Origin of the sequence: Paenibacillus sp. IHBB 3054, from assembly GCF_051594305.1 — a bacterium.
Classification (GTDB): Bacteria; Bacillota; Bacilli; order Paenibacillales; family Paenibacillaceae; genus Paenibacillus_AQ.
The window spans coordinates 1-22,943 of record NZ_JBOFBG010000056.1; the positions used below are offsets into that span (position 1 = coordinate 1).

Here is a 22,943-nt window from a genome sequence, read left to right on the forward strand (position 1 = left end):
ATAGTTATGTAGAATTGAAAAATTGATTAAATCTGAATCTTTGTAACCTTTTGAATTGAAATTACCAAAGTTAACTTCGCTGAAATTACTGAAGAAAATATTAAGAGCTTGTTTTTTACTATTATCCATTGAGAGGAGCAAATTGTTATTTGACGTTTGTGCAAAAGTTTTTCCAGAAATTAAACTACATGTAGATAATATAATGAGTAATAGTAAAATAGTTTTAAAACTTTTATAGAACATCTTGTTGCACTCCCTTTCTGAGAATTTTATTGTAGAAGATTTACTATACGATCAATACTTTGATTTATATCATTATTAATTTGGGCCTCTTGCTCCATCAAGTCATTAACTTGGTCGTATTCCTCAATATCCTCTTGAGACACCTCTCTATATACAGGGTATTCTTTCTCAAAACCTTTGTTATCAATAAGCGTTACTGCATTGGAAACAACTGCCTTTGTATCATATACCCCTTCCCCGGATAACTCGCTATCCCCAGAAAGCCGCAACACAGCTTGCCAATCATTCGAAGGAACATAACCAAATGTCTGTGAGTATGAATAACTCGTAATAAAATAATTATCTGAGTAGCTTTCATCTTCTATTGTAAGATTGCCGATCTTAGTGCCTGTATTTTTAATTTTATAATTGACATATACATCGAGATTCTCAACTTGGGATATATCCTTAATTATCCCATACCCCACTTTAGGATGTTCCTTATTGAACTCTTTTAAAGCTTCGTTTGCTTCAATGAATTTTTTCGTGTCCATTAATATCAAGCCTAAATCACTATTATCTAGAGGTGAAAGACTAGTTAGAAACTCCATTTTCTTATATATTTTTTTCACTTTTTCAACTTTCTTTCCTTCAAATACTTCCTTATTCTCAATTAGCTCTTTATGATACTTTTCATTAATATAATCTACAAAATATGTCTTCATTTGATCATCAGATAATTTATATATATCCATTAGCTTTTCAGAATCGCCCTTTTTAAGATTACTCTTGATACTTTTCTCTATTTTTTCATTCATATTGGTATTTGAAGTAGATTTAGAAGCACCAAATATTCCACCGAACCAATTTGATACTTTTGATCCTATTGCCTCTTTATCATCTCCATCAGCATTTTTCGACTTCTCTTCTATATTAGTTTGCACCTTCTGGTCTTCTTCTGTCGGAGCATCAGTAGCTGTAGCTTTGGTAAGTTTGGTTTGTCCTTCACTAACCTTTTTTGCTTGCTCTTCAGCATCCTTTTTTGCTTGCTCTTCAGATGCTTGAATAGCCTTCGCTGCTGCTCTTTCTGCTAATTCTACTTTTTTTTCTTCTTCCTTACCTTCTTTTTCTTTAGCTTTTTGGATAGCCTGCTCCTCGCTCTGTTTCTGCTGCCTAGCTATATACTCAAAAGAATGCTGACTACTAAGTTTGGAACTTACTGTTGTCAATCCGATAACCACAATTACAAAGGAAATCACCCATGCAATAACCTTTTTCCATAAACCTTTACTTTTGAATAACGGTAAAAACCTTTGTATATTTGCCAAGTTTGTTATAAGTACAAAAGGAATAATTACCAAGAAGAATATAATAGAGATGCTTTCCCACTGAGAGATCATATTATCCTTTGGTGATTCTAGAGGATCTCTGCTACCAAGGATCATTGCAAAAGAAAGAAAAATAAGCACGAGATAAGCAATGCTTGCAATTATCCTTTTCCATACCCTCCCTGTTCTAAAACCCGGAATTAATAACTTAATTTTTTTCCGCATTTCTCTTAATCCCCCATAATCCATATGACAAAAATTAGGTACATTGTATCACTAAATTCCAAAATTATACAAGGATTATTGTTTCATTTCTCTAGAGAGATGATGTACAAACTTAATCAATACTTCCACTCACTGCTTATGAGAATTTGCCACTCCCTTAGTTTCGATTGTAATAGACCGCTTCATTAGGATTACAGACCTATTCTCCTGTTAATGGAATTATAAAACACAGTACACGATATTTCAATTACTATAGTAACTTATTTTATAAGTCACTATAATGGTTTGTTGTACTTTCGCTTAACCTCTATCTTGAGCATAGAGGTGAGTGAAGTTGAGTAGAATTTCTGAGTCTGTTGGTTCTCAAATAAGGGTCTTACGACAAGAACGGGGAATTAGCCAGGAGAAACTTGCTTTGATAGCAGGGGTAAATACATCATATGTTGGACAGATAGAACGTGGAATAAGAAGCCCCACAATAGATATGCTGGATAAAATCGCTCAAGCACTAGAGGTTGATGTAGTAGAGTTATTCCGTTTAGAGACTGACCGCGCCCCGCATACGAACTCAGATACATTAAACAAACTTATGTTCGAACTACGAACCCGTACCGAAGATGAACAAAATTCCGTATATGACATTGTAAAGCGTCTTCTAATCTTTAAAGACACCTAATCACGAATCATTAATCCTTGTTCTTTTAAACTCACATATCTCTGTCCGGCAATAATCAGATGATCCAATACATCGATACCAATAATTTCTCCTGCTTCAATAAGACGATGGGTAATAATCAGATCTTCATTCGAAGGAGTAGGATCACCACTTGGATGTGAATGAGAACAAATGATTGAGGCACAGGAGCGTTTGATTCCAACCTTGAACACTTCACGTGGATGGACAATAGAAGCGTTAAGAGAGCCTATAGAGATCGTTTCCTTGTGCATTACACGATTCTTTGTATTGAGGTACAGACAGATAAAGTGTTCCTTGGTATTGTAGCGATGTTCTGGCTCAAGTAAATGAAATGCGTCCTCAGGTTTGCGAATAACTGGGTATTCGATATCAGGTATAATCAATGTCCTTGTCAACCTTAAAATTGCAACGATTTGTCGTGCCTTATGTGGGCCGACACCATTTATTGAAACCAACTCCTGTTCTGTAACCTCTATTAGATCTGAAGCCGAAGGAAAGCGATTCATTAATTCTTCTATTAAATCGCTACCCTGTTTTTCTCGCAAAGAATCGGTTAGGAGTGACTTCAGTTCAATATTTCGTTTTGTTAGCATTAATAAAACCTCCGTTATCATAATTTTAGAGCATCGATTGCATCCCGCTAACCATGCTCTGGTTCGGTTATTACAAGAGAAAATAAAGGGGGGGTCCCAAAAGCATTCGTACTGGACGGGAACAAACGAAAATGACCTCGAAATCCACACCGAAGTGAAGGACGAGGTCATTTTTGGTAGTCTGATTTCTATACAAAGTGGCTGTCCCAATTTTTTTGGGGGACAGCCACTTTGTTTAGGATTACCTACCGACTAGGTATCCATATAATAATATATATTTATATCTTTTCAAATTACTCAAAAGCCAATAAATTAAATCCATAAAAATACTTTGTATCATAATAATAACATTAGTAATTTTTTTGTAAATTAAATTCCCAGAATTTAAATTCATACTTTCGCTTACCTTAAAAGGAGCTCTAGCACCCCCAATTCCTGCAGCAGGGTCATGAACTTTTACTCAAGCCCCTAATTTTCTATCTTACTCATCCCAAAGATAGCCTTATCAATATTACAATTTGTTGAAAAACCTAGCTCATGCTTTTCTTCAAGAAAACCTCATATATATTGACTTAATTTTAAAATCTATCGCCCAGTTCTAGGTAATTGTCTTGCTAAAATATCTAAAATTCTTTCTGCTATTTCTAGTATCTTCCGAGGAGATATATTGGAATGACTAAAAAGAATTCCTCTTTTACTTAATGCTATTTTAACATACCCTTTTGAAAAATCAGTATCTGTAATTTGAAGTTCTATATTTGACAACATTGCCCCTTGTGTGGTCTTAAACCTTTGCCAGTCACCGCCCAAGTTTGCATCAACCCCTGTGAGGAGTGCATTGTTTAGATTTGGCAAATTCAAATTACTAAACCACCCTGAAACAATCTTTATATCATTAGGGGCGAATCGAATTATTTTCTCAATGACTTCGATTAGATTAACGTCTAATGGTTCAACTTTTACTGCCGTTGCTGCTCTTAGCCTGTTTAGTGCATTATGAGAAATGTCTGCTTTAGCACTCCCCATTGTGAATACATAATTATAATTCGGCTTCTTATACATTTGCATTTTCACAATGCGTAGAATGGCGTTGAATTCCCTTTGCCATAATTTACCTTCTATTTTATACTTCTGAGTGTGTACCATATTAAATCTTTGGTAACCCTCCAACATACCTTCTTGATCTTCTGCTAGATTAAACCTTGTTTCCGCAATAGCCATCTCCCCTTCAATATCTACTTCTTCTCGACCTACAATCGTTTGATTTACTCTATCAGGAAAAGATATTATTTCGTTTATTGTGACTACTGTGCTCAATTTCTTTCCACCTCAGCTCATGAGTACTGTCTTCAGCGCATCTATTGAATTAAGAAAATCCCCTCTGCTGGTAGATATCATTGATACCCCAGTATTAGAGTCAATTGTTATTTTTGTAGTTCTACTCGACTGAATCTCAATATGAGAATGTTGTACTTTATATTTTCTTGCACTTAGTAACAACCCCATCTGAGCAACCTTGTATTCAGAATTTTTCTTAGAAATTCTAACATTAATATTTTTAAGAGAAAAAGTTTGATCCATTATATCTTCAAGAAAACAATTGCCAATGAATTTTATATTGTTTTCAATAGATCGATATGCAGAGACACTATCAATCTTTATTAAGTAACAGTCCCTTCCTTGCTCAATTATTGTAGTTTTGCTTATTTCAATATTCCCCGCTATTGCTCTATGATAAAACGTGATTTTATTTAAATCCTCATATTTAATATTATAGTCATTGCTGGTTAATCCACTTGAAATAACTGACTCTGAAAAAATATCAAATATTTGAGTTGTTGTTGTTCCTATTGGGGCAAAAGCTAGTACCTCAATACTGTAATCAAGATGGTGAAAATTAGTCTTGAGTAAAATTGCACCCACTAATCTTCGAAACAACGGGAATTTCACTAATATTGACGATAATAATGCGAGAACAATTCCCACTAAAGTGAGCCCATCTGTATTTGCAAGAGATCCCCACTTGAAGTCTTGATTGAAAACGGTATGGGTAAATAAACAGAGCAACAAAAATAATATAACAATGTAATCCATAATCGATTTTACAAGGCGTTCGAACATAATGCATCCAACCTTTAGGAAGTTCGATTTTTTCCGACTCTTTTCTACACTACATTCTGTATCTTCAGAGGAGATTCCTTCTTAATTTAAAAATAATTTCCCATGCTCTCTAATTAAAGCAATCAGTACAAGGATATACGCCATCACCTGTATTAAAGGTGTATCCTTGCTTAGATACAAAAGTTTAGTACTTTTGCTTTTATTAGATTACTTTTTACCACCAATTTCAAATTATAACATCACATCAAATCATTTCGAACCATTAATATTACCGTTTCCACAAGAATGGAGTGCGTGATACCAGATAGATCTCATTTATGTAGACATCCTGTCTACATAAATGAACAAGAATAGTACCTCAACAATGTCATGTCTACATTTTGTCTACAATTCAGTTCATAGACAGCAAAAAACCCGCCATATAAGCGGGTTTTTAAGATGGAGCCGAGGGGAGTCGAACCCCTGTCCGAAGATAACGGCACATAAGCTTCTACGAGTGTAGTTACAGTTTTGATGTCACCCGAGTATCGCCCCGTAACCGGCTATACGTTGGGTCAGCCTGATTGTCTTCTTCAGCTCACCCCAGGCGGAGATGAGACAGCGTATTCCACTATTTGTTAGCCCCTAGCCCTGTCACATGGACGATGCAGAGTAGAAGCACGCACACAGTTTCTTAGGCTGCGAAAGCGTAGTTGTTTTGTTGTTTGCCGTTTAATAGGCTTTAGCGTTGATGAAGCGGACGCGTCCCCACTACTCGCTACTCATGCTCGAACTACCCCCGTCGAATCCAAGAACGGCCCCTCATTAAAAGGGCGCTTCGGATTAAGCGGACCAGCGAGCAAAAGTGATCCGATCCACAGTCTCTTCTTCAAGAAGACTGCAAAGAAGCATTAAGCTTTACTTACACAGTATAGCACATTTATCAACACTTTAACACGAAGGTTAAAGGAATTGAAGGTGGAATCTGGAACATTGGACAATCTCCTGCCCGGGCCTATCTTGCGATCTTTTGCTTGTCGCGCAGCACACGCTGAATATCGCGCTGAGCATCACGTTTTGCGGCAGAATCGCGTTTGTCGTACTCTTTCTTCCCTTTACCGAGGCCGATCAGCAGCTTGGCGTATCCGTTGCGGACGTACACCTTCAGCGGCACGATGGTGAATCCCTCACGCTTGGACTGTCCCAGCAGCTTGTGAATCTGCTCTTTATGCATCAGCAGCTTGCGCGTACGCGTCGGGTCGGTAGGATTGGAGCGGTTCCCTTGTTCAAAAGGGCTGATATGCATGTTGTGCACGAAAATCTCACCGTTTCGGATCGTCGCAAACGCATCACCAATATTCGCGCGTCCATTACGCAGCGACTTAATTTCTGTACCGGTTAGCACCAAGCCTGCTTCGTAAGTGTCCTCGATGTAATAATCATGGGAAGCTTTTTTGTTCTGGGCGAGCACTTTCCCGTCTGCTTTTTTACCCATGAGAGTCACTCCTTGAATCGTATTCCTAGGCAGAGATAATCAGATCGCCTTAACAAGCAGGTAAGTTTGATTATCCAAACGTCAGATCTATATTGTATCAAAAGCGCTCCGTGGAACGCAAGGAAGCAGCGCCCATTCTCCACCAGGCATTTTGACATATGTATGTCAGTAAGATCCGCTTTGGAGGTAATTTATATACAATATGATGGATAAATAGAAAATACAGCCTGGCCCAACACCGTATAAGATATAAGTTGAGATGATGTTAAACCCAGTGTAGGGAGACTTTGAATTGAAAGTTTATGCATTCCTATTACGGAGGACCCCGAACATAAAATTCGTTATTAGTAAAAAAACGCCGTTCCCTTCAAGGGGAACAGCGCTTTTCATCATCTCAGCTTACTCCTGAGGTTTTTTCTTCTTTTTCTTTCGGCGTACTGCGCCTTCCGCATTGCTGCCTTTGTCGCTGCGCTTAGCGGCTACCTTGTCGGAGGTCTCCACGTTGCCTGGAGTGACGGAAGGGCCAATAAAGACGCCGCTCTTGTTTTTCTTCTTGCGGCGGCCCTTATCCTTGCCTTCTGCGCTTCCGCTGCGGCTCTCGAACCCGCGATCCTCCCGGCTGCTGAACCGGGTGTTCGCGTCAACGCCGCGCAGCTCACCTGCGCCTTGCTCGCCTGTGCCGCCGGCTGGCGCGCCGTAGCCGCCCTTGCCGGAGCCGAAGCCGAAGCTGATGCCGCGTCCCCCGGCACCGCCTCCGGCCTCTCCGCCGCGGCCACGTCCCCCGCCGCTACGCTCGCGCGGTGCACTGCTGCCGCCCGCTTCGCCGTTCAGGGCGGCGTAAGCCCGGCGTGCGGCCTCAGCAGGGCCGCCGCTGCCACGTTTGGCGCGTCCGCCTGCAGACGCGCCGCTACCGGCCGCCGCGTCTGTACGCGGCGCTTCCCAGGCGCCGGTTCCCACCGCGCCGGACTTGCCTCTGCCGGCGTTCAACGCGCCGCCGGATTTGCCCTTGCCCACGCCGACAGCGCCGGGCTTGCCTTTACCGCCAGTGCGGCCCTTGCCGCCGGCTTTCCCACCGGATGGCTTGCTGAAGCCGCCGGCACCCGGACGGCCGCCTTTACCGCCGCGTCCGCTATAGCTGCGGTGCTCGCCCGCCGCACGCGGCTTCATGTCGACCAGCTCGAAGTCGATCGTGTGGTCGTCCATGTTGACCTTGGCGACGCGGATCTTCACCTCATCGCCAATGCGGAACACCTTGGAGGTGCGCTCGCCGATGAGCGCCATATGAGCTTCGTCGAAGTGGTAGTAATCATCGCTCAGCGCGCTGAGACGGATTAAGCCTTCGACGGTATTTTCCAGCTCGATGAACATGCCGAAGCTGGTTACACTGCTGATCATCGCCTCGAATTCCTCGCCGACCTTATCCTGCATATATTCCGCTTTCTTCAGCTGCTCCGTATCACGCTCTGCTTCCACTGCTACGCGTTCGCGTTCAGAGGACTGCTGCGCGATGTCAGGCATCCGGCTGGACAGGTAATCATGACGCTTCTGGCTTAGGGCTCCGCCGTTCTCGATCACCTCGCGCATCACACGGTGAATGACAAGGTCCGGGTACCGGCGGATCGGCGATGTGAAGTGGGAATAATATTCCGCCGCAAGTCCAAAATGGCCCGTGCTCTCCGCATCATACTTGGCCTGCTTCATAGAGCGCAGCATCATCGTGCTGATGACTGTCTGCTCCTTGGTGCCTTGAATGTCCTCCAGCAGGCTCTGCAGCGCGCGCGGGTGGACAGAATTGCCGCGTCCCTTAACATGGTAGCCGAAATTGGCGGCAAAGGCCATAAAGTTCTGCAGCTTCTCCGGATCCGGATCTTCATGAATCCGGTAGAGGAACGGCACTTTTAGCCAGTGGAAATGCTCGGCTACCGTCTCATTGGCCGCCAGCATGAACTCTTCGATAATTTGCTCGGCTACTGAACGCTCACGTTTTACGATATCAACAGCTTTGCCGTTTTCGTCGACAATGATCTTGCTTTCTTCAAAGTCAAAATCAACCGCTCCCCGCCGCATCCGCGCATCGCGCAGCTTCATGGCCAGTTCCTTCATCAGACGGAAGTCCCCGATCAGCGGACTATAACGCTCCAGCAGCTCCGGATCTTCGTCTTCGACGATTTTGCGGACATTGGAGTAAGTCATTCTTTCTTTGGTGCGGATTACACTCGTAAAGACATCATGCTTCACGACCTTCATATGCTCATTAAATTCCATCTCACAGGACATCGTTAACCGGTCCACCTGCGGGTTCAAACTGCAAATCCCGTTAGAGAGACGGTGCGGCAGCATCGGAATTACCCGGTCCACCAGATACACGCTGCATCCGCGGTCATAAGCTTCCTTGTCGAGCTCCGAACCTTCGCGCACATAATAGCCGACGTCGGCGATATGGACGCCCAGCTTGTAATGCCCATTCTCCAGCCGCTCCACATTGACCGCATCATCCAGATCCTTGGCATCTTCACCGTCGATGGTAACAATGTTAAGCCCGCGCAAATCGCGGCGTCCCTGCTGGATAATCTCTTCATCGGTAATGGAATCCGGCGCCTGCTCCGCTTCGGTCATCACTTCAGACGGGAAAGCCTCAGGCAGCTGGTGCTTACGGATTACGGATAAAATATCAACACCCGGGTCGTCCTTATGTCCCAGAATTTCAATGATTTCCCCTTCAGCCGCAGTGCGGCCTTCCGGGTAATTTACAATGCGGACCACAACCTTCTCGCCGTCGACCGCTCCCTTAAAGGACTGCTTCGGAATAAAGATATCGCGGTTTATCCGCTTGTCATCCGGCAACACAAAACCATAGGTCTCCAGGCTTTGGAATACCCCAACAGTCTGGAGCACACCTCTTTTCACGATCCGCACCACTTCGCCTTCCATCCGCCCGCCGGACGGGCTCTTCGAAGTAATCCGCACCAGTACGATATCCCCGTTCATCGCACCCTTTAAATCGTTGGCGTGTACATACACGTCGGGATGATCACGGTCGTCCGGGATTAGAAAAGCAAACCCCTTCGCATGTGCCTGCAGCCGTCCACGCAATAAATCCATCCGTTCTGGCACGCCATAACGGGCATTCCGGGTCAGCACGACTCTCCCGTCCTGTTCAAGCTCCAGCAGCAAATCCTCGAACGCTTTAAACGACGCGCTATCCTGCAACTCGAAGTGGCTTACCAATTCGTCATAAGTGAGCGGTTTATAAGCGGTCTCCCGCATAAAATCAAGCAATATTTCCTGTGTTATCAAGTTAGTCACCTCGGCCCTCCGCAGCCTTCAAGCGCTGCTGGCATATATGTATGTCTTGTCCTGCTTCACCCAAAATCATTCAAGTAAAATTTACCTTTATATACTTCATACCCTAGTATACACGAAATCAATCCAGAGCATCCCTGTAATGATTATCGCAAAGTTAACGCAGTCCAAAAAATTGCACCAAAAAAGCCCACGCCCCATTCTATTCAGAACAGTGCGAAGGCTTATTGTAGACGTCCTAATCAACTACAATGGCAACAACGATCGCCATAATGAAGAATCCAGCTGCCAGTGCAACCGTTACACGCTGCAGTACAAGCTCCATACCGCGTGCTTTAGTTTTACCGAAAAGATGCTCAGCACCGCCGGAGATGGCACCGGAGAGACCTGCGCTTTTCCCTTTTTGCAGAAGAACGACCGCAATCAGACCGACGGAAAAAATCAGGAGAACTACTTTCAAAAAGATATCCATTCACTTCCACCTCCTACGTCCAAGCATCACTATCTATGCTAAATTAGGTTTTACGTTTCATAAACAGCATTTTTATTTTATCATAGCTACCGTATGAATACAACCTTCTGACTACGAATCTAGTTTGGAGATACCGAGTGTCAATCTCCTATGCCTGTTTTCTGAAAAACGTAAGAGTCAGCAATAACAGCGCAGAAATCACAATGATAGGAACACAAATAAAGGCATAGCCGATCCCTTCCCAGCCTCCAATCACTGAAAAACTGAGCACGAGCAGGATTGCACCGCCAACCAAGCCGACAATCCCCGGATAAAACGTGAGCCCGGAATGCAGTCCCCGGATTCGTGTAAAAACTAAGCTTATGATTACAATCAGTATTCCAATCCCAATCCCTGCCACAATAGCATTCATTCAATCCACTCCTTCCAATTATCTACATTTATAGAATACCTATTCAGAGCGGCAGATGCAATTTCAAACAAAAAAAGAGCCTGCCGGAAACCGGCAGACTCTTTGAAAAGCTTGACTCAAAAATAATTATCTTTTGAGGTTGTAGAAGGATTTCAGGCCGTTGTATTGAGCCAATTCACCCAGTTCATCTTCGATACGAAGCAATTGGTTGTATTTAGCGATACGGTCTGTACGGGAAGGAGCACCTGTTTTGATTTGGCCGGCATTGGTTGCCACAGCGATATCAGCGATGGTGCTGTCTTCGGATTCACCGGAACGGTGAGAGATAACTGCAGTGTAACCTGCACGTTTAGCCATTTCGATAGCATCGAAAGTTTCAGTCAAAGTACCGATTTGGTTAACTTTGATCAGAATGGAGTTACCGATACCTTCTTCGATACCTTTAGCCAGACGCTCAGTGTTGGTTACGAACAAGTCATCGCCAACGAGTTGGATTTTGTTGCCCAATTTCTCGGACAGCAATTTCCAGCCTTCCCAGTCATCTTCGGAGCAGCCATCTTCGATGGTGATGATTGGGTATTTATCAGCCCAAGAAGCGAGCAGGTCAACAAATTCAGCTGGTGTGAAGGATTTGCCTTCGCCTTCCAGGTGGTATTTGCCATCTTTGAAGAACTCAGTGGAAGCAACGTCCATACCAAGGAATACGTCAACGCCTGGTTTGTAACCAGCTTTTTCGATAGCTTCCATGATGGAGGACAATGCATCTTCGTTGGAAGTGAAGTTAGGAGCGAATCCGCCTTCGTCGCCAACTGCAGTGTTCAGGCCTTTAGCTTTCAGTACCGATTTCAGAGCGTGGAAGATTTCAGCGCCTGTACGCAGAGCTTCTTTGAAGCTAGGTGCGCCAACTGGCAGAACCATGAACTCTTGAACGTCTACGTTGTTGTCGGCATGTGCGCCGCCGTTAACGATGTTCATCATTGGTACTGGAAGCTGTTTAGCGTTGAATCCGCCCAGGTATACATACAAAGGTATATCCAGAGCTGCTGCAGCAGCGCGGGCTACGGCCATGGATACAGCCAGAATTGCGTTAGCGCCGAGTTTGCCTTTGTTGTGAGTACCGTCCAAAGTGATCATCAATTTGTCGATGCCCAGTTGGTCAAGAGCGTCCATACCGATTACTTCAGGAGCGATGATTTCATTTACGTTCTCAACAGCTTTCAGAACGCCTTTGCCCAGGTAACGGTTTTTGTCTTCGTCGCGAAGCTCTACAGCTTCATGAGCGCCAGTGGAAGCGCCGGAAGGAACGATAGCGCGGCCTTTAGCACCGGATTCCAGATAAACATCAACCTCTACAGTAGGGTTACCGCGGGAGTCGAGGACTTCGCGAGCGTACACATCAGAAATAATAGTCATGTAAGTTAATCTCCTTTTATCATGGGTTTTGGTATTGATGGTGAAGCTTAAATCCTGCTTATTTACGGCTGGCGATCATGGATTGTCCGGTCATTTCCGCTGGTTGCGGAAGTCCCATAAGATCCAGAATCGTTGGTGCCACATCGGCAAGGATACCGGATTCGCGCAGTACAACATTCTCAGTAGTTACGATGAAAGGAACCGGGTTGGTAGTATGAGCCGTGAACGGACGTCCGTTCTCGTCAAATACCATATCCGCATTGCCGTGGTCGGCAATGATGATTGCCACGCCGCCTTTGGCTACAACGGCATCCACAACTTTACCCACACATTCATCCGTCACTTCAACAGCCTTGATTGTTGGCTCCAGCATGCCGGAGTGTCCAACCATATCAGGATTCGCAAAGTTAAGGATAATAGCATCTTGTCTATCCGCTTCGATTTCCGCTACGCAGGCCGCCGCCACTTCGTATGCGCTCATCTCAGGCTGAAGATCATAAGTTGCTACTTTAGGAGAGTTGATCAGGATGCGGGTTTCCCCAGGAAGCTCTTCATCGCGTCCGCCGCTGAAGAAGAAGGTTACATGCGGGTACTTTTCAGTTTCCGCAATACGCAATTGCTTCTTGTTCTGCTGTACCAGCACTTCACCCAAGGTATTATCCAGGTTCTTCGGTGAGTAGGCCACGAAGCCCTGTACCGTTTCGCTGAATGTAGTCAGACATACGAAGTGCAGGCCTTGCGGGAACAAAGGACCCCGGTCAAAACCACGGAAATCCGAGTTGGTAAAGACTTGGGACAGCTGAATCGCACGGTCAGGGCGGAAGTTCAGGAACACAACGGAATCGCCGCTTTCCACTACCGCAACCGGCTTGTCGTTGCTGTCTACGATAACACAAGGCTCAACGAATTCATCATACACGGAATTCTGATAGGAGGCTGTGATCGCCTGCAGGGCATCGGTATATTTCGGACCTTCACCATATACCATAGCACGATAGGCTTTCTCTACACGCTCCCAGCGTTTGTCACGGTCCATTGCGAAGTAACGCCCGGATACCGTAGCAATCTTACCTACGCCAACTTCTTCAATCTTGGCTACGAGATCCTGAACGAACTTTTGTCCGCTGTCAGGAGGTACATCGCGGCCGTCCATGAATGCGTGAATATACACTTCGTGCATATCTTCTTTCTTGGCCAGATCAAGCATGGCAAACAGATGGCTGATATGACTGTGTACGCCTCCGTCGGAGACCAGCGCATACAGATGAAGCTTTTTGCCGGTTGATTTGGCGTTTCTTACAGCAGCAACCAGCGTTTCGTTATCAAAGAATTCTCCGTCACGGATAGACTTGTCAATCCGGGTCAAATCCTGATATACGATACGTCCGGCACCGATGTTAAGATGTCCTACTTCCGAGTTACCCATTTGTCCTTCCGGCAGACCTACAGCTTCGCCGCAAGCGGTCAGTGTGGTATTCGGATATTGTTTCAGGTAACGGTCATAGTTAGGTTTGTTGGCTTGAGCAACAGCGTTGCCTTCAGTCGTATTGCGCAAACCGAAACCGTCCATGATGATTAACGCTACAGGTTTTGGTGCTGACATTCTTACTTCGCCCCCTCAACGAGTGAAACAAAGGAAGCTGGCTGCAGGCTGGCACCGCCGACAAGAGCGCCGTCGATGTCGCTTTGACTCATGTACTCCGTTACATTCTCAGGCTTCACACTGCCGCCGTATTGAATACGCACAGCTTCAGCAGTTGCTTCATCATACAGACCTTTTACAAGGGTACGGATATAAGCAATAACTTCGTTGGCATCCTGGGAAGTGGAGGATTTGCCTGTGCCAATGGCCCAGATAGGCTCATAGGCGATAACCACCTGAGCAGCCTGTTCGGCACTGAGACCGGCAAATGCAGCTTCGGTTTGAACTTTGCACACATCTTTTGTTTGATTAGCTTCGCGCTCTTCAAGCTTTTCGCCTACACAAACAATTGGAGTGATGCCGTGACGGAATGCCGCATGCATCTTTTTGTTCACGATTTCGTCCGTTTCGCCAAAATAAGCGCGACGTTCGGAGTGCCCGATGATAACATACTCAACGCCAAGGTCCTTCAGCATTACACCGCTGATTTCGCCTGTATAAGCGCCGTTATCTTCGAAGTGCAGGTTTTGTGCACCGATCTTGATGCTTGTGCCTTTTACTGCTGCTACCAGGGCTGGCAGGTTAGTAAATGGAGCGCAAACAACAGTCTCTACGCCTGCTACTTCTGCTTGGCCTTTGACTTCAGCGATGAAGCCTTCTGCTTCCGGAACGGTTTTGAACATCTTCCAGTTCCCGGCGATAATAGGTGTTCTACTCATAGTAATGGATTGCCTCCTTCTACCTTCTACGTCTTACTTGTCGTTCAGTGCTTCTACGCCAGGAAGTGCCTTGCCTTCCATGAACTCGAGTGATGCGCCGCCGCCAGTGGAGATATGATCCATTTGGTCAGCCAGGTGGAATTTCTCTGCTGCAGCTGCGGAATCACCGCCACCGATTACAGTGTAACCTTCGGTTGTCGCACAAGCCTGCGCTACAGCCTTTGTACCTTCAGCAAAGATGTCGATTTCGAACACACCCATAGGTCCGTTCCATACAACCAGCTTGGAGTTTTTGATGATATCGGCATAAATTTCACGAGTTTTAGGTCCGATGTCCAGACCTTCCCATTCCGCAGGAATGTCAGTTGTATCAACAATTTTGGTGTTGGCGTCTGCGCCGAACTTATCGGCTACAACTACGTCAACCGGAAGTACGAAATTTTTGCCCAGTGCTTTAGCCTTCTCGATAAATCCAAGAGCGACATCAAGTTTGTCGTTGTCTACCAAGGAATTTCCGATTTCGAAGCCTTGAGCTTTAGTGAATGTATAAGAAAGGCCGCCGCCGATCAGTACATTGTCAGCCAAAGTCAGCAGGTTGTCGATAACGTCGATCTTGTCTTTAACCTTGGAACCGCCGATGATGGCAGTGAAAGGACGCTCAGGGTTCGAAAGAGCTTTGCCCAGAACAGACAATTCTTTCTCCATCAGAAGACCGGATACAGCCGGCAGGAAGTGAGCGATGCCTTCAGTCGAAGCATGTGCACGGTGAGCTGCGCCGAATGCGTCGTTGACGAACAGGTCAGCCAGTTCCGCGAACTGCTTAGCCAGTTCAGGATCGTTCTTTTCTTCACCCGGATAGAAACGGACATTCTCAAGCACAAGTACATCACCGTTGTTCAGTTCAGCAATTTGTGCTTTAACAGCATCGCCGATCGCTTCATCAGCTTTGGCAACTGGTTTGCCGAGCAGCTCGGACAGACGTACAGCAGCACCGGTAAGGCGCATGGAATCAACGAATTGACCCTTAGGACGGCCCATATGGCTGGCCAGAATGACCTTTGCACCGTTCTCGATCAGGTATTTAATCGTTGGAAGTGTTTCGCGGATACGTGTATCATCAGTGATTTTACCGTCTTCCACTGGCACATTGAAATCGACGCGTACAAATATGCGTTTGCCTGCTACTTCTACATCACGGACGCTCTTTTTGTTCATGATTAGTTTCCTCCACACCCATATTGGTTCACTCACGAATCCATTTAGAAAGAGCGGAAACAAGGAACTTCTGTTTCCGCTCTATAGATGCTGCTTATATAAAAACGATCTTATTGAGCAAGTTTAGCGAAGTGTTCCAAAGTGCGAACGAGTTGTGCAGTGTAAGACATTTCATTGTCGTACCAAGCAACAGTTTTAACCAGTTGTTTGTCGCCAACAGTCAGGACTTTAGTTTGTGTTGCATCGAACAGGGAACCGAAAGTCATGCCTTTGATGTCGGAAGATACGATTTCATCTTCAGTGTAGCCGTAAGTTTCTGGATCGGAAGCTTCTTTCATTGCTGCGTTCAGCTCTTCAACAGTAACGCTCTTGTTAAGAACAGTAACCAGCTCAGTCAGGGAACCTGTAGCTACAGGCACACGTTGAGCAGCTCCGTCAAGTTTGCCCTTCAGATCTGGAATAACCAGGCCGATGGCTTTAGCAGCACCGGTAGTGTTAGGGATGATGTTCTCAGCAGCAGCACGGGCGCGTCTGAAGTCGCCTTTAGCGTGTGGAGCATCAAGAGTGTTCTGGTCACCAGTGTAAGCGTGGATAGTTGTCATCAAGCCTTCAATGATACCGAACTTGTCGTTCAGCACTTTTGCCATTGGAGCCAGGCAGTTGGTTGTGCAAGATGCGCCGGAGATAACTGTTTCAGTACCATCCAGAATGTCATGGTTAACGTTGTAAACGACAGTTTTCATGTCGCCTGTAGCTGGAGCGGAAATAACTACTTTCTTAGCTCCGCCTTTCAAGTGTTTCTCAGCTGCTTCTTTAGTTGTGAAGAAACCTGTGCATTCCAGCACGATGTCAACACCGAGGTCGCCCCAAGGAAGTTCTTCAGGGTTGCGGTTAGCCAGAACCTTAACTTCTTTGCCGTTTACTTTGAAGAATCCGTCGTGAACTTCAACTTCACCCTGGAATTTACCTTGAGTTGTATCATATTTAAGCAAATGAGCAAGCATCTTAGCGTCAGTCAAGTCATTGATTGCTACCACTTCGATACCTTCTACATTTTGAATACGGCGGAATGCAAGGCGTCCAATACGTCCAAAACCGTTAATACCAACTTTTACACTCATTGAATAGTTCCTCCTAGATTTCGTTTTATTTATTCAAGACAGGCCGTTAAGCTTGTCAAGACAACAATGTTAAGTATAATGCAAAATAACTGCGAATGCTCTCCAGAAACTGGATGCTATAGGATCTGCTGTATTTGTGCGTCGATTTCTTTGCCGATTTCGACAGCCGCTGCCTCGTCTATGACGAGTATGTCCTCTTGCCCAAACCGCAGCATCGCATGAATGGCCTTCGCCTTGCGTTTGCCTCCGGCAATTCCGATGACAACTTCCGTCCGGATAATATCCTCCAGTCGCAGTCCCATCGTCAGCATGGTATGGACTACCTGGCCGTCTTCATTGAAATAGTAGCCGAACGATTCGGCAACCGCGCCTTCTTCCTGTATTTCCGAGACCGTAGCCTCATCAAGCTTACGGCGGTGGGTCATTTCAATGGCATCGCCAATTCCATGAACAATAATACGCGATCTACGGATGATTTGCACGATTTCTCCAATATTGGAGTCCAGCGCCAGCGACTGATAAGCATCTCCGCTGAGCAGATCGGGCACATGCAGCAGCCGATAATTGGCTCCAAGCCGTTTGGCCATCGTCGAAGCAATGGTATTGGCCTGAATCTCCATACTTTCCCCAAGTCCTCCGCGCGCCGGAACAATCCAGGCGTTCTTATAGGAATGGGATAACGGCGGTGTCAGCTGATCGGCCATTTCGGCCAGTGTCGAGCCGCCGGTGACAGCAATCGTATCGCCTGCACGGAGCACACCCAGCAACGCTTTGGCGCCTGCCCGGCCCAGCTCACGTTTGGTAAACAACGATGTCTCACAATCGCCAGGCACTACTATGACTTTACTAAGACCGTACGTTGAGCGAATCTTCTCTTCCAGATCATCCAGGCCGAACAAGCTCTTGGCGATCGGCTCCAGCAGGTCAAGCAGTCTGCGCCCGGCATCGCTGATGCGCATGCCGACACTTTCGATCTCAATGAGCCCTTGCGATTTCAGAAGATCCGTCTCGGCGCGCAGTACCCGCTCAGTCATATCAAGCGAAGCGGCGAGCGTCCTGCGTCCGATAATATCGGACAGCATGATCTGATGTAGAATCGTGTACCGTCTCTTAAGGGTTTCCATGAGATCAGGCAGAAGCTGCTTTTGGATTTCTAATAAATTACGCATGCTTTCACTCCTGCAACTTCGTCTTTCTCTATTCCCTTGTTCGTGGTCTCAAAATGTCCCGGGTTAACTTTTTAAGTCCCACCCATATTCTACCCAAATATTACGCGGAGTGCAAGTCTTCCGAGAGTATAATTCTCAACCTCTTTTCATCTTATACATCTGCCAAGCCATGTAAGGGGCTGAAAGTCTTGTGCTGGCCGCACAAACGCACAAACTGTATACTTCCAGCCGAGCTGAAAATGAGGCCACAGAGATCCGGGAAAAGATATTTTCCGAACAACAGGATGAATCCATTGCATTTGCATAATAAGTGTATTATAATAATTTCTGTTGCGCCCGTGGTCCAATGGATATGACGTAGGCCTCCGAAGCCTGAGATCCAAGTTCGATTCTTGGCGGGCGCGCCATTATTTTCTTATTTGTCTATAATTTAGCAACACCCATACTATTGTTTAACCAAAGAGCCAGGTGATGGCTCTTTTTTTTGCAACTAAGTTTGACTTTCTTTGACTTTTTGTTTGAATTTGTTTATCATGTGGTTAATACGGTAACAGTAAAAATGAACACATTCGAAGAACCAATTCAAGGAGGTTTTCCACGTGAGTTATATTCCTATGGTAGTAGAACAGAGCAACCGCGGTGAGCGCGCTTATGACATCTATTCCCGCCTGCTGAAGGACCGCATCATTTTCCTTGGAACGGAGGTTAATGACGTGGTAGCCAATTCCATCATCGCGCAAATGCTGTTTCTGGCTGCCGAGGATCCGGAGAAGGATATTCACCTGTATGTAAACAGCCCTGGTGGCTCCATTACAGCGGGTATGGCTATATTTGATACAATGCAGTACATCAAACCGGATGTATCGACGATTTGCGTAGGTATGGCCGCTTCGATGGGAGCTTTCCTGCTGAACGCCGGTGCCAAAGGCAAACGTTTTGCACTCCCTAACAGCGAAATTATGATTCACCAGCCTCTGGGTGGTGCTCAAGGTCAGGCAACGGACATCGAAATCCGCGCCCGCCGCATCCTCAAGCTGCGCGACAAGCTGAACCGTATTCTGTCCGAGCGCACAGGACAGTCGCTGGAACGGATCGAAAAGGACACCGACCGCGACTATTTCATGAGTGCAGCTGATGCAGCTGAATATGGTATTGTCGATAAAGTTATCGAGAAGACGCTGCCTGCCGGCGTTTAATACAAGCAACAACAAAGAGGCTGGTTGGGACCACTAAGTGATCCCCGCCAGCCTCTTTGTTGTTTTATAGTCCAGGTGCATTATTCTATTGATGAAGGATTAACCCAGACGCCCATACCCCAACGTGTCCAGCTTCCCGGCGATAACACGGTAACCTCTTCCGTTAGGATGCAAATGATCTATTGACAGCAGCCCCCGTTCGTTGCCGGCAAATTCATTATATATAGAGGCGAACCGGCATACCGGGCTGCTATATCCCGCAGCATAGCGGTTAAACTGCCTCACCCATTCCGTTGCTTCCGTCAACTGGGGATAGGGGTTATACAGTCCTACTATTCTTATAATATAGGGTCTCCGCATGCCCGCCTTCAACTGCGAAAGCGTGCCCATAATGTCATTCAAATTGCGCTTGCATTCCCGGAGCGCTTTTTGCAGTACCGGGGCCAGATCGCCCGGTCGGCTGCCCGCCGCTTTGGCCGCCTTGATCAAATCGTTGCCGCCAATGGACAACGTAATCAATTCGGCCTCGCTGATGGCAAGACGATAGTTGTAATCCCCCTTCAGCCTCTGCTCCAATCCATCTGTGGTTAAACCGTTGACCCCCAAATTGGATAATTCGATCGGCACCCGCAGCCGCGCCTCGGCCATCCGGCGGTAGACCGGAACAAACCCATTGCCCGGCAGAGCTCCAAATCCTGTCGTTAACGAATCGCCAATCGCCGTGTACTGAATACTCATCGTTACTTTCCCTCCCCGCTCCTAAGCTGGTTTCTCCTTTAGCTTATGAACGGTTAGGTGATCCGGTAACGGAGAAATGTCCGTAGCCGGCATTGGCGGATTCGCAGTCAGGTCACTGCACTTACTTCAATGCGGCAAATGGACTGCTTCCGCTTGGGAGCAGCTCCTTGAACGTGAAAGTAAACTCAGGGAATCCGGCAGCATACGCAGTGTATTCATACAGCTGGAAGAAAAGGACCGCCTTGCCGTCTTTCAAATAGAAATTCTTCTCCGTATTCAGGCCGGTGAAGCCGCCAAGATACCCGCCATTTGCTTTCAGCAGCTTCGTCAGCTTTGCATTAAGCTCTTTTTTATAGTTGGGGTTGGCTCCGAATAAATCTCCAAGCAATAGCTGCTTTCCGTCCTTGAGTGAGAAGGTAAAGGCATTGCGGTAGGTCATCCCATGAGCGCCGCCGGTATAACCATACTGGCTGGTCACAAGGCTGAGCACCCCGTCCTGATTGTACGTAACCACGTATCCTCCTTCGTATTCATAGGGGCGGTCATCTTTGGCTCTATTGGCAATTTCCTTCTCGGCCCCTTCCGCATACTTGAGAAACGTCTGCTTAAGGGTATTATTAATCGCCGCCTGCGCCTTGGCATTGTCCAAACCGCTGATTTGCGGGTAATCCAGCTTGATTGGTGCGTCCTTGTAGTCCTTGCTGTAAGTTTCAGTCGTTACCGTAATTGGATTTTGTGTTTTCTTTATCACATTTAACCGTCCGGAGGCAGCATTCCAATCCCCCTTATAGCCCAAATAATCGCTGAGCAGATCAAAGGGAACATACAGACGGTTATTTATAATCTTGCCTTCAAACTCTCCCAGGAAATAATTATTGACCGAGATGGATATGCCGTAATCGGAGATCATCAGCTTGGTCCGTGTAATTCCGCTCCCGATCGTATAAGTTTTCTCCGTTTTATCATAAGTCAATGGCATACCCAGAGTATCACGCATAAAAGCAACCGGCACCCATACTTTTCCTGCGCTTACTATCCCGGTATGCTGTGAAATCGTTCCGTTTGTTTTTAATACAACAAGTGATGAATTGACCTTAGCCTGTGTCTTGGCCGCTGCGGCCTGGCTTGTCTCTGCGGGCAAAAGAGCTCCGCCCAGCAGCAATCCTGCTGCCATTAATCCTGCGCCCCATTTACGGGCCTGTTCTTTCGACATATACTTCATTCTTTTTTCCCCTTCCGCTGGTACGATGACTGACTCTTCCCATTATAGAATAAACAGCAACCGTGGTTGTTACAACGCTCCTTACAGTTTCTTAAAGTTTCCCTGCAAATATTACGAGTCTTATTACATTACTTTAAACAAATTGAGAGATTTCACACCTGCTTCTGTACTTCAAAAGCAAAAGCAAAAAGAGACGTTGCCTCCGCCATCACAGCGGAAGCAACGCCTCACCCGTTTCGTAATTATTTCAGTTCGTACATTACGCTAAGCTGGGTGGATACTTTAACCTCTCCCGCTTCAACCGAAGTGCCTGCAGCCATATCGGCCGATGCTTTTGACATTTGGGCGTTCTCCATATAGACAACCGGATTATTACCGTCATCGTTCTGGATAACCGTAACGACCTGGCCCAGACTGCGTTTGGCCACTTTGGCAATCGCGGCTGCCTTCACATCTGCATTAGCCATTGCTTTCTCAATAACCTGTGCTTCGAATGCAGAAGGATCCTCGATGGCAAACCGTGCACTTCCGATGTTGTTCGCTCCCGCTGTAGAAGCAGCATCCAGCAGTCCCCCGACCTTAGTCAGATCGCGGTAAGAGACTTGCAGCGTGTGCTGGGCGTTATAACCCTTAACCTGTTGACCGTCTTTTTCAGTGTAGGCGTAATTAGGCTGCACATAAAATTGGGTGCTCTGAATGTCCTTATCCGCGATACCCCAGGTTTTTTTCAGCAGGTTGGTCAGCTTAGTGATTTTGGCTCCATTGGACTTCTGTGCTTCTTCAGCTGTTGCAGCAGAGGTGCTGACGCCGATGGACAGATACACGATATCCGGCTTGATCGAAAGCTCGCCTTTACCTACAACACTAACGACATTTCTCTGCACGTCCTCAGCAGCGTAAGCCTTTTCAGGAGCCTGAAGCACTCCACTTAACGCCGTACCCCCTACCAATAAACTTCCCGCCAGCAATACGGTACCGACTGTTTTGCCCCATTTCTTCATCCTTGCCATCCCCTTTCATTCTCCAAAAATTGTTGGTACCCTCTAGACGGAACTGCTTGGCAAAAGTTGCATATCCCCCAACGCTTCTGAAGAAAAAATTTGCAGAGGTTACATTCTGCCTGCATTTCACGTCTCGATCCAAAACCTCCGGATCACGTTGCCGTCCTCTTCGATGTATGAACTATCCTCCACCCCGCCGTTTCTGCGGATCGTCCGTTCGGAAGCGATATTGCTGTCATCGCAAACGACAAGCGCTTTTGTAATCCCAAGCCCGCCCGCCTTCAGCAAGGCCTGTCTCAGAAGTTCGGTTGCCAATCCCTTGCGCCGCTCAGAGCGAAGTATTCCATATCCAATATGTCCACCGCTCTGAAGCAGTTTCCCGGTCAGGCGATGCCTGATATTTACTGCACCCACCACTTTGGAATCGGCATTCACCAACCAGTAGGTGGAACTAGGTACCCAACCTTCTTTAAGATTTACGCCATCCGCGTTATCCTGCAAATACCGGACCATAGCCGCGAAGTCGGTGGGATCAATGCCAATTACCCAAGGGACGAATATCTCTCCACATGCCAGCCATTCCTCGTAAAATGCCAAGTACTGCGGCGCCAGCTCTACTGTCGGCTCTGCTAAAGTCACCTGATTGTGCATGCTCATTCT

General features: G+C 46.3%; 20 protein-coding genes, 1 tRNA gene, 1 other RNA gene and 1 pseudogene. 3 read left to right on the forward strand and 20 right to left on the reverse strand.

Features of this window, described 5'->3' with window-relative positions; translation table 11 throughout:
* A pseudogene (locus ACQ76X_RS33420) lies at positions 1-243 on the reverse strand (hypothetical protein); the annotation flags it as partial.
* A 26-nt stretch (positions 244-269) separates the two neighbouring features.
* Positions 270-1,775 (reverse strand): hypothetical protein, encoded by a 1,506-nt coding sequence (locus ACQ76X_RS33425; RefSeq protein ID WP_438498111.1) that lies wholly within the window; start codon positions 1,773-1,775, stop codon positions 270-272.
* 334 nt (positions 1,776-2,109) lie between these two features.
* Between ACQ76X_RS33425 and ACQ76X_RS33430 the strand changes: the two genes are divergently transcribed.
* Positions 2,110-2,451 (forward strand): helix-turn-helix domain-containing protein, encoded by a 342-nt coding sequence (locus ACQ76X_RS33430; protein WP_438498112.1) that lies wholly within the window; start codon positions 2,110-2,112, stop codon positions 2,449-2,451.
* Here ACQ76X_RS33430 and radC read toward each other — a convergent pair.
* From radC to ACQ76X_RS33500, 14 genes are all read right to left on the reverse strand, one after another.
* On the reverse strand, positions 2,448-3,065 hold the full coding sequence (gene radC, locus ACQ76X_RS33435; protein WP_438498113.1) for a RadC family protein: 618 nt from the start codon (positions 3,063-3,065) through the stop codon (positions 2,448-2,450). The two genes, ACQ76X_RS33430 and radC, sit on opposite strands and share 4 nt — an antisense overlap.
* A 585-nt stretch (positions 3,066-3,650) precedes the next feature.
* Positions 3,651-4,382: a hypothetical protein gene (locus ACQ76X_RS33440; RefSeq protein ID WP_438498115.1), complete on the reverse strand. Its 732-nt coding sequence runs from the start codon at positions 4,380-4,382 to the stop codon at positions 3,651-3,653.
* A gap of 12 nt (positions 4,383-4,394) precedes the next feature.
* The gene (locus ACQ76X_RS33445; RefSeq protein WP_438498116.1) at positions 4,395-5,186 is read right to left on the reverse strand and encodes a hypothetical protein; all 792 of its coding nucleotides are present in this window, start codon (positions 5,184-5,186) and stop codon (positions 4,395-4,397) included.
* Between the two features lie 436 nt (positions 5,187-5,622).
* Positions 5,623-5,987, reverse strand: a transfer-messenger RNA (tmRNA) gene (ssrA, locus tag ACQ76X_RS33450).
* A gap of 193 nt (positions 5,988-6,180) precedes the next feature.
* Positions 6,181-6,660, reverse strand: coding sequence for an SsrA-binding protein SmpB (gene smpB, locus ACQ76X_RS33455; RefSeq protein ID WP_038584698.1), 480 nt, complete (start codon positions 6,658-6,660; stop codon positions 6,181-6,183).
* A gap of 399 nt (positions 6,661-7,059) precedes the next feature.
* The gene (gene rnr / locus ACQ76X_RS33460; protein ID WP_438498134.1) at positions 7,060-9,957 is read right to left on the reverse strand and encodes a ribonuclease R; all 2,898 of its coding nucleotides are present in this window, start codon (positions 9,955-9,957) and stop codon (positions 7,060-7,062) included.
* 244 nt (positions 9,958-10,201) lie between these two features.
* Positions 10,202-10,435, reverse strand: a complete 234-nt coding sequence (secG, locus tag ACQ76X_RS33465; protein WP_038584695.1) for a preprotein translocase subunit SecG — start codon at positions 10,433-10,435, stop codon at positions 10,202-10,204.
* Positions 10,436-10,583: 148 nt separating this feature from the next.
* Positions 10,584-10,847: a hypothetical protein gene (locus ACQ76X_RS33470; RefSeq protein ID WP_438498119.1), complete on the reverse strand. Its 264-nt coding sequence runs from the start codon at positions 10,845-10,847 to the stop codon at positions 10,584-10,586.
* 126 nt (positions 10,848-10,973) lie between these two features.
* Positions 10,974-12,260 carry a phosphopyruvate hydratase gene (gene eno, locus ACQ76X_RS33475; RefSeq protein ID WP_438498121.1) on the reverse strand — a complete coding sequence of 429 codons (1,287 nt, stop codon included), beginning with the start codon at positions 12,258-12,260 and terminating at the stop codon, positions 10,974-10,976.
* A 58-nt stretch (positions 12,261-12,318) separates the two neighbouring features.
* Positions 12,319-13,863 carry a 2,3-bisphosphoglycerate-independent phosphoglycerate mutase gene (gene gpmI / locus ACQ76X_RS33480; protein ID WP_438498122.1) on the reverse strand — a complete coding sequence of 515 codons (1,545 nt, stop codon included), beginning with the start codon at positions 13,861-13,863 and terminating at the stop codon, positions 12,319-12,321.
* A 2-nt stretch (positions 13,864-13,865) separates the two neighbouring features.
* Entirely contained in the window at positions 13,866-14,621 is a 756-nt protein-coding gene (gene tpiA, locus ACQ76X_RS33485; protein WP_379145894.1) for a triose-phosphate isomerase, read from the reverse strand.
* 33 nt (positions 14,622-14,654) lie between these two features.
* Positions 14,655-15,836 carry a phosphoglycerate kinase gene (locus ACQ76X_RS33490; protein WP_438498123.1) on the reverse strand — a complete coding sequence of 394 codons (1,182 nt, stop codon included), beginning with the start codon at positions 15,834-15,836 and terminating at the stop codon, positions 14,655-14,657.
* Between the two features lie 110 nt (positions 15,837-15,946).
* The gene (gene gap / locus ACQ76X_RS33495; protein ID WP_076113239.1) at positions 15,947-16,957 is read right to left on the reverse strand and encodes a type I glyceraldehyde-3-phosphate dehydrogenase; all 1,011 of its coding nucleotides are present in this window, start codon (positions 16,955-16,957) and stop codon (positions 15,947-15,949) included.
* A 116-nt stretch (positions 16,958-17,073) separates the two neighbouring features.
* Complete coding sequence (locus ACQ76X_RS33500; protein WP_438498125.1) at positions 17,074-18,126, reverse strand: sugar-binding transcriptional regulator; 1,053 nt, start codon at positions 18,124-18,126, stop codon at positions 17,074-17,076.
* Between the two features lie 332 nt (positions 18,127-18,458).
* On the opposite strand from ACQ76X_RS33500, the gene ACQ76X_RS33505 reads away from it, so the two are divergent.
* Positions 18,459-18,533: transfer RNA gene (locus tag ACQ76X_RS33505), tRNA-Arg, on the forward strand.
* A 192-nt stretch (positions 18,534-18,725) separates the two neighbouring features.
* Positions 18,726-19,322, forward strand: a complete 597-nt coding sequence (clpP, locus tag ACQ76X_RS33510; protein ID WP_438498126.1) for an ATP-dependent Clp endopeptidase proteolytic subunit ClpP — start codon at positions 18,726-18,728, stop codon at positions 19,320-19,322.
* Between the two features lie 99 nt (positions 19,323-19,421).
* Here clpP and ACQ76X_RS33515 read toward each other — a convergent pair whose 3' ends face one another.
* The 4 genes from ACQ76X_RS33515 to ACQ76X_RS33530 all read right to left on the reverse strand — a co-directional run bounded on the left by ACQ76X_RS33515 (position 19,422) and on the right by ACQ76X_RS33530 (position 22,934).
* Positions 19,422-20,060 (reverse strand): GDSL-type esterase/lipase family protein, encoded by a 639-nt coding sequence (locus tag ACQ76X_RS33515; protein ID WP_438498127.1) that lies wholly within the window; start codon positions 20,058-20,060, stop codon positions 19,422-19,424.
* Positions 20,061-20,181: 121 nt separating this feature from the next.
* Complete coding sequence (locus ACQ76X_RS33520; RefSeq protein WP_438498128.1) at positions 20,182-21,282, reverse strand: PdaC/SigV domain-containing protein; 1,101 nt, start codon at positions 21,280-21,282, stop codon at positions 20,182-20,184.
* Between the two features lie 242 nt (positions 21,283-21,524).
* Positions 21,525-22,283, reverse strand: coding sequence for an SIMPL domain-containing protein (locus ACQ76X_RS33525; protein WP_342437915.1), 759 nt, complete (start codon positions 22,281-22,283; stop codon positions 21,525-21,527).
* 126 nt (positions 22,284-22,409) lie between these two features.
* Positions 22,410-22,934, reverse strand: coding sequence for a GNAT family N-acetyltransferase (locus ACQ76X_RS33530; protein ID WP_438498136.1), 525 nt, complete (start codon positions 22,932-22,934; stop codon positions 22,410-22,412).
* Positions 22,935-22,943 lie beyond the last annotated feature (9 nt).